General features: G+C 48.2%; 13 protein-coding genes. All 13 read right to left on the bottom strand.

Translation table 11 applies throughout. The annotated features are described in order from the left end of the window. Position 1 precedes the first annotated feature (1 nt). The 13 genes from lptC to lpxC all read right to left on the bottom strand — a co-directional run bounded on the left by lptC (position 2) and on the right by lpxC (position 13,195). Complete coding sequence (gene lptC / locus KAH19_RS02835; RefSeq protein ID WP_210685020.1) at positions 2–556, bottom strand: LPS export ABC transporter periplasmic protein LptC; 555 nt, start codon at positions 554–556, stop codon at positions 2–4. Beyond that, entirely contained in the window at positions 546–1,448 is a 903-nt protein-coding gene (locus tag KAH19_RS02840) for a lysophospholipid acyltransferase family protein (RefSeq protein WP_210685021.1), read from the bottom strand. Before KAH19_RS02840 ends, lptC begins: the two co-directional genes overlap by 11 nt. Further along, a complete protein-coding gene (locus KAH19_RS02845; RefSeq protein WP_210685022.1) occupies positions 1,448–2,026 on the bottom strand; it encodes an HAD family hydrolase in 579 nt (192 codons plus the stop codon). The genes KAH19_RS02840 and KAH19_RS02845 overlap by 1 nt, the downstream gene beginning before the upstream one ends. Further along, positions 2,026–3,000 carry an SIS domain-containing protein gene (locus tag KAH19_RS02850; RefSeq protein WP_293806754.1) on the bottom strand — a complete coding sequence of 325 codons (975 nt, stop codon included), beginning with the start codon at positions 2,998–3,000 and terminating at the stop codon, positions 2,026–2,028. Before KAH19_RS02850 ends, KAH19_RS02845 begins: the two co-directional genes overlap by 1 nt. 15 nt (positions 3,001–3,015) lie before the next feature. Next, positions 3,016–3,834 carry a 3-deoxy-8-phosphooctulonate synthase gene (gene kdsA / locus KAH19_RS02855; RefSeq protein WP_210685023.1) on the bottom strand — a complete coding sequence of 273 codons (819 nt, stop codon included), beginning with the start codon at positions 3,832–3,834 and terminating at the stop codon, positions 3,016–3,018. A 14-nt stretch (positions 3,835–3,848) separates the two neighbouring features. Next, positions 3,849–4,583 (bottom strand): 3-deoxy-manno-octulosonate cytidylyltransferase, encoded by a 735-nt coding sequence (gene kdsB / locus KAH19_RS02860; protein WP_009144992.1) that lies wholly within the window; start codon positions 4,581–4,583, stop codon positions 3,849–3,851. Continuing rightward, complete coding sequence (lpxK, locus tag KAH19_RS02865; RefSeq protein ID WP_210685024.1) at positions 4,580–7,111, bottom strand: tetraacyldisaccharide 4'-kinase; 2,532 nt, start codon at positions 7,109–7,111, stop codon at positions 4,580–4,582. Before lpxK ends, kdsB begins: the two co-directional genes overlap by 4 nt. 19 nt (positions 7,112–7,130) lie before the next feature. After that, entirely contained in the window at positions 7,131–8,864 is a 1,734-nt protein-coding gene (msbA, locus tag KAH19_RS02870; RefSeq protein ID WP_210685025.1) for a lipid A export permease/ATP-binding protein MsbA, read from the bottom strand. After that, complete coding sequence (gene lpxB / locus KAH19_RS02875) at positions 8,861–9,997, bottom strand: lipid-A-disaccharide synthase (protein ID WP_246869408.1); 1,137 nt, start codon at positions 9,995–9,997, stop codon at positions 8,861–8,863. Before lpxB ends, msbA begins: the two co-directional genes overlap by 4 nt. Positions 9,998–10,101: 104 nt before the next feature. After that, complete coding sequence (locus tag KAH19_RS02880) at positions 10,102–10,908, bottom strand: LpxI family protein (protein WP_009144988.1); 807 nt, start codon at positions 10,906–10,908, stop codon at positions 10,102–10,104. Between the two features lie 4 nt (positions 10,909–10,912). Further along, positions 10,913–11,719 carry an acyl-ACP--UDP-N-acetylglucosamine O-acyltransferase gene (gene lpxA / locus KAH19_RS02885; RefSeq protein WP_210685027.1) on the bottom strand — a complete coding sequence of 269 codons (807 nt, stop codon included), beginning with the start codon at positions 11,717–11,719 and terminating at the stop codon, positions 10,913–10,915. A gap of 177 nt (positions 11,720–11,896) precedes the next feature. Continuing rightward, positions 11,897–12,343 (bottom strand): 3-hydroxyacyl-ACP dehydratase FabZ, encoded by a 447-nt coding sequence (fabZ, locus tag KAH19_RS02890; RefSeq protein ID WP_021720680.1) that lies wholly within the window; start codon positions 12,341–12,343, stop codon positions 11,897–11,899. 3 nt (positions 12,344–12,346) lie between these two features. Then, positions 12,347–13,195, bottom strand: a complete 849-nt coding sequence (gene lpxC / locus KAH19_RS02895) for a UDP-3-O-acyl-N-acetylglucosamine deacetylase (protein WP_210685028.1) — start codon at positions 13,193–13,195, stop codon at positions 12,347–12,349. Between the last annotated feature and the right edge of the window lie 18 nt (positions 13,196–13,213).

Raw genomic sequence — 13,213 nt, forward strand, 5'->3', positions numbered from 1 at the left:
CTTATTCGCCGCCTTTCTCCACTTTAGCATTACCCTTAAGCTTAATATGCTTAAAAGCACTGGTAGTTACAGCACTATCCGCAGTTGCGGTATAGGCATCCTTATGCATTTTAAAATGTCCTGTTGCCGTAATAAGCTCTTTTTCCTGATTCCAGTTTATTTTATCGGCATAAAGCTCGCCGCCGGTATTCAGTACAGCCTTAATATTACCCTCCAGGAAAAAGTCATTGCTCTTCATGCCGGCACTGCCTTTATCGGCAGAAATATCAATAAAGCTGCCGTCCGCACGATAAACTTTGCCTTTGATTCCCTTCAGATAGGCTGTGTTTTTAGCCTTATCGTTAACAACCTCTTCTACTGTAAACTCCCACAGCTTTTTGCCATCCTTTTCCCTTTTTATAACACTGTTTTTTAAGGAAGCATTAATCTGCGCTGTAATTCCATCACCCGGTTTTACAGTTATAGGTTTATCGCCGCTCAGCATCAGCCAGGCAATAATTGCACCGGCAATTACAATGCCTGCCAACACTGACAGAACTACTTTCTTATTTTTCATCTGGCTGCTTTTCCTCCTCCGGTGGGGTGTATGGTGTATTCCAGCGATGCTGGAACCACAACCAGTTATCAGGATATTCCTTGATTATTTTTTCAACTTCCTGAGTCATTTTCAGGGTAACATTATAATCATCCAGCTTTTGGTCGCCGGTGAATTCATAATGGATAGGGTCGCGCACAATCGCTTTATGGCCGTAGCCGTCAGGCTTACGTACTATAAAAATCGGCACAATAGGTGCTTTGAATTTACGGGAAAAATACGCCGGTCCGTTAGGCGTTGATGCCATCTTGCCCAAAAAAGGAACGAAGATGCCGTCATAACCGCCGTCCTGGTCAGCTATCAGGCCCAGCATACGGCCCTTCTTCATAGCACGCGCACAGCCAAGGATTTCACTTGTACCGCGTGAAAAGATTTCCTGGCCTACGCCCTTGCGCAGCTCATTCATAAAATCGCTGTAAACACGGTTAGGCTGCGGTTTTTCTACCGCACTCAGCGGGAAGCCGTTCAGCGCCAGTGCAGCGCCCAGCCATTCCCAGTTATCCATATGGCAGGCCAGCATAACAACGCCATGCTTCTCCTTGAGTGCATCCCACAGAACCTCCGGACGGTCAAAGGTTACCAGACCGCGGATATTGTCCTTGTTCAACGCCGGCATGTACATGATTTCCATAAATGTTATGCCCAGCTTCACAAACAGCGATTTGATTGTAGCCTCGGCCTGCTCCTGACTATAGCCTAAGCGCTCGCGGATAGTTTCCTCAGCACGCACACGCTGCTTTTTGGCAATTTTATGATAGAGGTGGCCCATACCCTTACCGATAACCACAACTGCCTTATAGGGTAGCCAGGAAATTACGGTACTCATTGTTTTTAATAAATAATAAAGCCACATTATTGTCTATCTCCTTGTCCAGCTTGCTCATATGAAGCAACAATTTTTTCCCATTTGTCCTGAGCAGCTAAAATATACTCTATTGCCTCGCGGACAGCACCTTTGCCGCCGGAATTTTCTAAGCCTATATCAGCTGCATCATACACATCCTCGGCAGCATCATCGGGAGCAAATGTAAGACCGCTCTCGGCAAAGGCCGGCAAATCATTGAGGTCATCACCTACATAAGCAACCTCTTCTACCGACAGTCCGCGCAGCCTTCTTAAGGAACGCAGCGCTTCACGCTTATCCTTCGCGCCTTCGATAATGGTTGTTATGCCAAGTTCTTCGGCTCTGCGGTGAATAATCTCGCTTTTGCGTCCGGTAATAATCGCTACCTCAAGATCATTGCGCAGGGCACAGCTGATGCCCATGCCATCCTTCGCATTAAAGCCCTTGAAGCATTCTCCGTCTGCCGCAATATAGATGGTTCCGTCGGTCAGTACACCGTCAACATCCAATGCCAGCAGTCTGATTGCTTTAGCTGCTTCTATAAATTCGTCATCCTCATCCTGTGCATCGTCGAACCAGCTTACCATTATACCACTCCTTGTCTTACAAGGTCGGTCATATGCAGCAGGCCGATAACCTTATTGTCTTTGTCAATAACAGGCAGCACGGTAATCGGTTTCGGCTTGTTGCTTTCCATAAGATGCAGAGCCTGTGCTGCCAGCTTGTCTTCGGTAATAGTTTTCGGAGACTTCGTCATCAGCTCGCAAACAGGACGCTGCAGAAAATCAACACCCTTGCTCAGACCGCGGCGGATATCACCGTCGGTAAGCACGCCCTGCATAACGCCGTCCGCATCAACAACGGATACAGCACCCAGACCTTTGTCGGTAATAACAAACAAAGCGTCCTGTACCTTGGTATCAGCCAATACAGTCGGGTTCTCCTCACCCTTATGCATAATGCTGCCTACGGTCAAAAGCAGCTTACGTCCAAGGCTTCCGCCCGGATGGAAGATAGCAAACTGGCTTGCGGTAAAGTTATGCTTTTTGAGCAGCGCCAAAGCCAGCGCATCACCATAGGCCAGCGCTGCGGTTGTGCTGCTTGTCGGAGCCAGACCAAGCGGGCAGGCCTCCTTGCTGACACCGACATTCAGTACAACGTCGGCATTCTTGCCAAGTGTTGAATCAGGCTTGCCAACCATAGCGATAATCTTGGCACCGATGCGGCGCAAGGACGGCAGGATATTCAAAACCTCGCCTGTTTCACCGCTGTTGGAGAGAGCAATAACAACATCGCTTTCCGTAACCATGCCCAGGTCACCGTGAATGCCCTCTGCAGGATGCAGATAAAAGGACGGTGTACCGGTGCTGGCTAAGGTTGCAGCCATTTTGCGGCCAATCAGGCCGGATTTGCCCATACCGGTAATAACGGTACGGCCCTGGCAATCTAAAATCAATTTTACTGCTGCAGCGAAATTTTCATCTACACGTGGCACTAGCTCTAAAATCGCTTCTGCCTCCATGCGCAGAACATCCTGTGCATGCTTTAGCATTGCTTCCATATTTTCACCCTACCTTTAGCCACGTACAATCTTGTCGATTGCCAGCACGTCGGTCAATAATTTTTCCAGATTATCCAGCTTAACCATGTTCGGACCATCGCTCAATGCTTCTGCCGGATTATCATGCACCTCCAAGAACAGTGCATCAATGCCTACAGCCGCAGCAGCACGTGCCATATGCGGAACATACTGGCTCTGACCGCCGCTGGAGGTGCCTTGGCCACCGGGAATCTGTACGCTGTGAGTAGCATCCATAACTACGGGATAACCAAGCTCACGCATAATAGCCAGACCGCGCATATCGGTTACCAGTGTATTGTAACCGAAGCTTGCTCCGCGTTCGGTCAGCAGAATATTATGATTGCCTGCTTCCTCAACCTTTTTGATAACATTTTTCATGTCCCAAGGTGCCAGGAACTGACCTTTTTTTACATTAACAGTCTTGCCGGTTTTGGCAGCTGCATAAACCAAATCGGTCTGACGGCACAGGAAAGCCGGGATTTGCAGAATATCTACAACCTCGGCAGCCTTTTCAGCCTGCCAGGGCTCGTGGATATCGGTTACTACAGGAACGCCCAGATCCTTTTTAATCTGAGCCAAAAGCTTTAAGCCCTCTTCAATGCCGGGTCCGCGGAAAGAAGCATAAGAGGAACGGTTAGCCTTATCAAAGGAAGCCTTAAATACATAGGGAATGCCAAGCTTGTCGCAGATTGCTTTTGTACGCTGACCAATCATCAGGCTGCGCTCATAGCCTTCGAGCACGCAGGGACCTGCCATCAGCATCAGGGGATGGCCCTTACCTACTTCATAATTACCAACTTTAACGATTTGCATAAGTATCCTCCAGCTTATTTATTCATTTTAGCAAACAGCTCATTGACTGCTGCCAAATCCTCGGGGGTATCAACACCGATGCCCTGGAAATCGCTTTCCAGAACTTTAATCTTATAACCATTTTCCAGTGCACGCAGCTGCTCCAGGCTTTCCGCTCTTTCCAGCGGTGTCGGCTGCAGTGCTGCATATTTTAGCAGGAAGCTGCGGCGGTAAGCATAAATGCCTACATGCTTGTAAACCTTGTAGCCCTCCGGCTTATTGCGCGGATACGGCATCAGGCTGCGTGAGAAGTACAGTGCATAGCCGTTAAGGTCGGTTACAACCTTTACGGCAGCAGGATTGTTGTAATCCTCCTCGTTCATAGCAACCTTCAATGTTGCCATCTGCAGCTCGCTGTCACCGGTAAAGCATTCAGCCAGACGGTCAATAACCTCAGGCGGAATCATCGGCTCATCACCCTGTACGTTAACAATAACGTCAACATCAGGATAGTTCAGCGCTACTTCGGCCAAACGGTCGGTACCGCTCGGATGGTCGGGAGATGTCATCATTGCTTTGCCGCCGAAGCCGTCTACAGCCTTTTTGACAAGCTCATTATCGGTAGCTACAACTACCTCATCCGGCAGCTTAGCCTGGCAGGCACGCTCATAAACGTGCTGAATCATCGGCTTGCCGGCAATCAGGGAAAGCGGTTTGCCCGGCAGACGGGTAGAAGCATAACGTGCAGGAATTACGCATAAAACTTTCATTTTTTATCAAGCTCCTTTTTAATGGCATGGTCAATATATTCTTTGAACTTATCCATACCCTCGGTAATACAGATATCCATGTTCAGGATATACAGAGGAATTTCGCGGGCAGAATAAATAAATTCAGTCGGAATCTTAACAGCATCCTTCGCCGTAGTCACCATCGCTACAGCCTTCAGGCTGCTGGCACGCTCATTGATGTACTGCATTTCCAGCATACCGTAATCATGATGGTCGGGATAGCGTACAGCCTCCATTATATTCAAACCGATACTGGAGAGTGTCTGTTCGAAGGAGGACGGGTTGCCGATTGCGGAAAAGACCATAACATCCTTGCCGCGCAGCTCTTCCAGATCCTTAATATTTTCGGAAATACCCTTGTACCAGTCGGCAATTTCCACAAAGTTTTTCGGATGGTGAATACTTTCCACCACCGGTGCCTTATCATTATATTTGGCAATAGTATGACGCAGCTGAATACGGCTCAGCTTGCTGCTCTGGTCGGTTTTGGTCAGCAGGAACAAATCGCCGCGGCTTAGGTTTTCGAGCGGCTCGCGCAGAGTACCGCGCGGCAGCACGCAACCGTTGCCGAACATATTCAGCGTATCTACCAGAACTACATCCAGATCGCGCTCCAGCTGCCAATGCTGATAGCCATCGTCCATAATAATAACCTCGGCATCCAGCTTTTCAACAGCATAGCGGCCGGTAACGGCACGGTTTTTGCCGATGATTACCGGAATACCCGGCAAAGTCTTAGCCATCAGGTAAGCTTCGTCACCTGCTTCATAGGCAGTCATGAAAATCTTATTGCCGTCGGAAACTACTCCCAGCTCCTTGCCCCAATGCGAACGATAGCCGCGGTTCAGGATAACAACGCGATAGCCCATAGACTTGATAATTGCCGCCATCTTCTGGGCGGTAGGAGTTTTACCTGTGCCGCCTACGGTAATATTACCGATAGAGATAACGCAGCAGTTCAGCTTTTCTCTGTGTAACAGGCCGCAATTATACATAGACAGCTTGCAGCAAACGCCGAATTCGTATAAATAAGACATGCCACGCAGAACTGCCAACAGCAGCCAGCCGAAGAATGGCGTTTCCGGACCATAGGCAACCTGCATAACATATTGGATAATCGCATCACCGTGACGCAGGCGTCCGCCGCCTTCATCCGTCAGGTTACGCGTATTAATCGGATAGCTTTTGTATTCACGTGCAGGCACAGCAGTTAAATCAAGCAGCTCCTTGAGATAATGGATGCTGCGCACATCTGCGCCGCGGTTCTCTTTGATAACCTGCAGGGAAGCCGCACCCATCTGCGCACGACGCTCGTCATTGCCCAGAATATCCAGCATTTCCTTCGTCAGCTCATCATTATTGTTAACCATCTTGCAGGCTTTAACCTTGCTCAACAGTGCATAGGAATCCTTAAAGTTCTGCATGCTCGGGCCTACGAGAATCGGTTTGGCATGAGCAGCAGGCTCCAGCACATTGTGACCGCCGGTATTGCTGAAGGAACCGCCGACGAAAACAACGTCGCCTACGGCATAAATACGTCCCAGCTCACCGATGGTATCGATAATCAGCAAAGGATATTCCTTGCGCTCACCACTTTCTTCCAACATCTTGGAACGGAAGCCGGTTTCATAGCCGTAATGGCTTGCCAGCTTGGCAATTTCATCCGCTCTGGCAGTTTTACGCGGTGCGATAATCAGACGTGCATGCGGATATTTTTCACGGATGCACTTGAAGGATTCAAACAGCACCTTTTCTTCGCCGGGATGCGTAGAGCCGGCAACGATAATAGGATAATCCTCTTTCAAGCCCAGCTCAAAGCGGTATTTCGCCAAATCCTCCGGCGTAACCTCCGCATAAGTCTGGTCAAACTTGGTATTGCCGGTAACAAAGATTTTGCTGCGGTCGGCACCGAGATGCGCAATATAATCGGCATCAATGCTGGACTGCATGCAAAAGCGGGTTACGGTATTGAGCATATCATCCCAGATACCATAAAGGTATTTGTAATTTTTTACGGATTTTTCGGAGATACGGCCATTTACCATCATTACAGGTATATGACGTTCACGGATAGCGCGCAGGAAATTAGGCCACAGCTCTGTTTCTACCGGCATGAATACGCCGGGATGAATACGCTTAACCAAGGATTCCGCAACAAACGGCAAATCCAGCGGGAAGTAGATAATAGCATCTGCTTCGGGAATGATCTGCTTGGCCATGTTATAACCGCCTACGGTAAAGGCAGATACCAATACCGGACGATCTGGCATTTCCTTGCGGATTTGTTTGACAAGCGGACTGGTAGCAACAATTTCGCCTACGGATGCACCATGAATCCATACGCAGTCCTTGCCGGCAACCTTGGCAATATCCTCTTCATCTACACAACCGAGGCTCTGCTTAAAGCGCAAGGCGAAGCCTTTTTCTGTAAACAGGCGGTAAGTGTAATAGGGGACAATAAAAATTACCAGCACTATTAAAATAAGAATATTGTAGAGTATATACATTTACTAACCTCTTTTCGCCTTACTTGGCTTCCTTGCTGCGATACTGAATCTTATACAGATGCGCGTACAGCCCGTCCATAGCCATCAGCTCATCATGGTTACCCTGCTCGATAAGCTGGCCCTTTTCCAAAACCATAATCTTATCGGCATTTTTAATCGTCGAAAGACGATGCGCAATAACAAAGGATGTCCTGCCTACCATCAGGCGGTCCAGAGCCTCCTGTACCACGCGCTCGCTTTCCGTATCGAGTGCAGAGGTTGCCTCGTCGAGAATCAGAATCTGCGGGTTCTTCAATATTGCCCGGGCAATAGAAATGCGCTGACGCTGACCACCGGAAATATTCATACCGCGGTCACCCAGCATTGTTTCGTAGCCGTTAGGCAATTGCATAATAAAGTCATGGGCATTCGCAGCCTTCGCTGCTGCCTCCACCTCTTCACGTGTCGCATCAAGACGTCCGTAAAGAATATTATCATAAACAGAACCGTTGAACAACACTGTTTCCTGCGGTACAATGCCTACCTGCTCACGCAGGGAATCCAGCGTAACCTTGCGGATATCCTGGCCATCAATCGTAATGCTGCCGTTAGTCGCATCATAGAAACGCGGCAACAGGCTGGCAACGGTAGATTTGCCCGCACCGGAAGGACCGACAAAGGCAATCATTTCGCCGGGCTTAACCTCGAAGGATACATGGCTGAGCACCTCTTCGTTTTCGTTATAAGCAAAGCTTACATCATTGAAGCGTACATCGCCCTTCACCTTCGGCAAAGCCTTGGCATCAGGTGCATTTTTTATAACCTCAGGCAAATCCAATACGTCGAAAACACGCTGCGCTGCAGCCAATGCCTTCTGAATATTGCCGATAACACGGCTTAAACGTTTAATCGGGTTAGAAATATTAACAGCATAGGTCAGGAAGGCTACCAGAGAGCCTGCGGTAATGCTGCCGTTGATAACGCTGTTGCCGCCGTACCAGAGAATAATGGAAACGCCGACAGCCGCAACAAATTCAATCGTCGGGGTGAGCGTTGAAGAAAGCTGCGCATACTTCATGTTGGCGCGGAAGTTGTTCATGTTTTCCTTGTCGAAGCGCTCTACCTCATAGCCTTCGCGCACGAAGGATTTGATAACGCGCGGAGAGGAAGCAACCTCCTGCAGTACAGAGGTAATATCAGCAGCAGCCTCCTGAATACGGCTGCCGGATTTACGGATGCGCTTACCGAAGCTGTCAATGAAGAACAGTACAACCGGGAAGGTTGCAAAAGTTACGAGGAACAGCTTCCAGTCCAGATACAGCATCATAGCGATAGATACGATAAGAATAACGCTTTCGGTAAACATTTCCACAACGTTTTCTACCATTGCGGACTGCAACGCATTAACGTCGTTGGTAACGTAGCTCATAATGGTACCGGTTTTATGCTTATCGTAAAAGCTCATGCTCAAGCGCTGCAGCTTTTCAAAAACATCCCTGCGGATATCAATAATCACACGCTGACCGACATAGTTCATCAGGTAGCTTTGTCCGTAATAGGAAACACCGCGGATAATAAAAACAACCACAATGCTGATTACAATATAGTTCAGCATAGATGTATCCTTATCACGCAGAACCTGGTCTACCATGTCCTTGATAACCCAGGGCAGATAAGCAGTACAGCCGGAGGCAATGCCGGTGCAGATAAGCGCTGCCAGCGCACGCATCCAATAGGCTTTTACATATTTCAGTGCTCGAAGGTATAAATTCATTTTCTCTCCTCAGTCATTTTTAAGATTAATTGAGCAACGCGGTTTACCGCACCGGGTTCACCAAGTCTGTGCTTCATATATGCCAAATCGCTTTGCAGCTGTGCCTGACGCTCAGGCTGCAAAAGCTCTACTGCAGTTTTTGCTAATTTTTCCGGGGTGAAGTCCTCCTGCAGAAGCTCCGGCATAATCGTTTTGCCCGCAACAATATTCGGCAAGCCGATATTGGGGATGTTGATTACCAAACGCGCGATAAAAGCATTCAGTGCGGAAGTACGGTAAACAATAACGCTCGGCAAGCCGCACAAAGCAGCCTCCAGCGTTACCGTACCGCTGGTAGCCAGCGCCAGGTCCGCTACACTGAACAAATCATAGTTATGGCCTTCGGTAATTTTTACCTCAATGCCATACGCCGCAATTTTTTCCTGCAGCATAGCAAGCGGAATGGTATTGGCGCGCGGCATAACAAACTGTACATCCGGCAGCTGTTGCTTTAAAAGCTTTGCACCTGCCAGCAGCGTCGGCAGCATTTTTTCAATTTCCATCAGACGGCTGCCGGGCATCAGCAGTACCAGCTTTTTACCGGGCTGCTTGCCGGCCCAGGCTTCAGCCTCGGCCTTAGTCATCGCAGGATGCACAATATCCAGCAGCGGATGACCTACAAACTCTACGGGAGCACCTGCTTCCTTGTACACATCGTATTCAAAAGGAAAGATGCAGGCAACCTTATCCACTATCTTCGCAACCTTTTTGGCACGGCCCTTGTTCCAGGCCCATGCCGACGGAGCAATATATGATACAACAGGAATTCCTTTATCGTGAGCCAGCTTTGCCAGCTTCATATTAAAACCGGGGTAATCGACAACTACCAGACAGTCCGGCTTGCGTTCGTCCATAATGCGCGCAAAATCACTGCGCAGACGGAATAAATCAGGCAGCTTGCGGATAACCTCCACAAAGCCCATTACGCCGTGATCCTTAATATCCCACAGCACCTCGCCGCCGGCTTGGCGCAGAGCATCGCCGCCCATACCAAAGACCTCGGCCTTGCTATCAAGTTTTTTTATAGCAGCAGTCACAGCAGCTGCATGGATATCGCCAGAGGCTTCTCCGGCAGATATTAATATTTTCGCCATGATGTCTCCTTGCATTTACCTATATATATTCAGTATATATTATAACACAAAAAGCGGCTGACATAAGCTATCAGCCGCTAAGAAATACGAAATTTTTCCGATATTTATTTTACAAGAATGGTAATATTATGCTCATCTGCCAGCGCAATCACCTTTTCGCGCTCCGGAATGATAGTATTACCTGCTTCAATAACAGCTCCTGTAGCACCGGCGTGAATCATTGATTCAATCGTCGTTGTACCAAAACCGGGAATATCAAAGCGTTGGTCCTGCTTCGGCTTGGCAGCCTTGGCTACGATAACGCCGCCCTTGCCTAAAAAACCGCCGCGCAGAATGCAGGCATCAGTGCCTTCAATCGCTTCTACCGCCATAACGGCACGATTTTTTACAACAACGGTCTGACCGATATCCAGTCCGCCGATGGCTTTGGCCATCTCAAAGCCGAATTCCATATCCGCAAGCTCTGCCTCCGTAGGCTTACGCTTGGTCAGGACACCGGGCGGCGGCAGCAGCGGTTTAATCAGCAATGTCTGATCCATAACCTCAATACCTTCGTCCTCCAGCTCCTTGACAATCGCATTCATGATAGTATCATCCTTGCGGTCCGGAATGGTAGCCAAAATTTTTATCGCCCGCAGATCAGGAACAATCCTGCCTGCTTTGTACAAAACTTCCTTTGTTACCTTGCCGATCATGGTGACCTTGGTAACCTTATTTTTTTTCAGTGTAGAAATAATCTTGCCGATTTTGCCGATGTTGATATCGTAATAAACATCAACACTGCCGGGCAGCTCCTCGTCAATACCGGGAACAACACCTACAGCGACAACATGGTAACCCAGCTCTTTCGCTGAGCGTGCTACCTCTACCGGCAGATGTCCGACACCTGAAAGTACGCCCAGCACCTCCATAGCCTTAGCCTCTGCGTGTACGGATGATGCCGCGTTCTACATTACGCAGGAAACGCATCAGATGTTCCATAGGCTCGGAGCTTGTCAGCTCCTGCTCCATAGTGCTGATTGCTTCCTGCAGCGGCAGACCGCTGCGATAAAGAATGCGGAAAGCCTTTTTCAGCTCACTGCGTTCCTCTACCGGCATACCTGCGCGGGAAAGACCTACGCTGTTCAGACCGGAAACAAAAGCAGGATCACCGGCGCAGATCATGAACGGAGGCACATCCTGGGTTACACGTGCCATACCGCCGATCATTACGTTACGGCCAATCTTGCAGAACTGGTGTACCGCAGACAAACCGCCGATAACAGCACGGTCCTCAACGATAACGTGACCTGCAAGTGTTGCAACGTTAGACATAATAACATTATTGCCCACGATGCAGTTATGTGCTACATGGGTGTAGGCCATCATCAGGATGTTGTTGCCGATACGGGTTTCGTTGCCTTCACCGCATGCACGGTGAACAGTGCAACATTCACGGAAGCTGCCGCCGTCACCGATAATGGTATAGCTTTTTTCACCTACAAACTTTAAATCCTGCGGTACTGCGCCAATAGAGCAGCCCGGGAAAAAGTGGCAATTCTTGCCGATTTTAGTATATGGATGGATAGTCACATGTGCGCCAATCACGCAGCCGTCGCCAATCTCCGTATCTTCATCGATGACAGCATAAGGACCTACGCTTACGTCCTTGCCGATTTTAGCAGACGGATGAATGATTGCAGTTTCATGGATACCATTGGTTGGCATAATAACCGAACTCATTATTTTCACTCCCCAAACAAGATGTTAATCAAGCAATTAAATACAAATATAATACTATAATCACAGGCATCCACGATTTTTAACATTACAAAAACCACAGTTAAATGAATTTAGCATTAATTTTAGCTGTATTGCTCGCTTATACTATCAATTACAGCTTTTTTTATATTTTGCTGATTAATTTTCTTTCGGGTCCATAATAGCAAAGGTGCAATCGCATTCGCAGGCAACCTTGCCGTCAACCTTACCCTCGCAATGAATGATACCCATGCTGCCGCGCATAATTTTAGTTACCTCAGCGGTGGTTACAACCTGGTCACCGGGCACAACCTGCTTGCGGAAGCGTACATTGTCTATTTTAGCGAAAACAGCAATCTTGCCGCGGTTTTCTTCCGGATACAGCATAGCAACGCCGCCAACCTGAGCCATAGCCTCAATCAGCAGAACGCCGGGCATAATCGGTTCATTAGGGAAATGACCTAAGAACTGCATTTCATTAGCGGTAATATTTTTAATACCTACTGCACGCTTCATAGGTTCAACTTCCAGAATGCGGTCAACCAAAAGCATCGGATAACGATGCGGCAGGATCTTTTTAATTTCGTTAATATCTAATACTGTCATTTATTACTCCCCCTTTGTTCTGTAAGCCTGAATTTGCTTAGCGATTTGCGAGTTAAAAGCATGTCCTGTTTTTACGGCAATAACATGCGCTTTAATCGGTCCCAGCAGATACAAATCGCCAATGGCATCAAGAATCTTGTGTCTGATCAGTTCATCGTCAAAACGCGGCACAGAAAGAATTTTTTCATCATCAAAAACAACTACATTCTCTAACGAACCGCCAAGGCCCAGTCCCATCTTACGCAGCATTTCCAGCTCGGAAGTAAAAGCAACTGTTCTGGCAGCCATAATATCCTTTTTAAAGCTCTCCTTATCGAGCAGGATATCGAAATACTGGGTTCCCAGCATCGGATGACTGTTGATGGATGTAAAAGAAATTCTGTAGCCGTCATAAGGTAAAATAACGATATAACGGTCATTGTCATAAACGGAAAATGCTTTATCAACGGCATATATATGACGTTCTGCCTCCTGCTGCACCGGTTCTGCTTTTTCAATCAGCTCGCAGAAAACCTTGGCACTGCCGTCGGTTACCGGCGGTTCCGGGGAAGACATTTCAATACGGATATTGTCAATCGCCATCATAGACAGCGCACCCATAAGATGCTCAACTGTAAAAACCTCAGCACCGTTTGCACTAAGTGTTGTTGCCTTTACCGTGGAGCTTACATTCTCCGGCAAAGCCTTTATTTCCGGTCTGCCCGGTAAATCGGTACGGACGAAGACAATACCTGTATCAGCCTCTGCAGGCTTCAGTGTCATCAGCACATCCTTGCCGGAATGCAGACCAATGCCGGAATAGGATACCTCTTTAGCAATTGTATGCTGGTATTCCTTTTTTTGCTCGGTCATTTTGCTCCTCCTTTATCA

It is taken from the genome of Phascolarctobacterium sp. Marseille-Q4147, from assembly GCF_017968825.1.
Taxonomy (GTDB): Bacteria; Bacillota; Negativicutes; order Acidaminococcales; family Acidaminococcaceae; genus Phascolarctobacterium_A.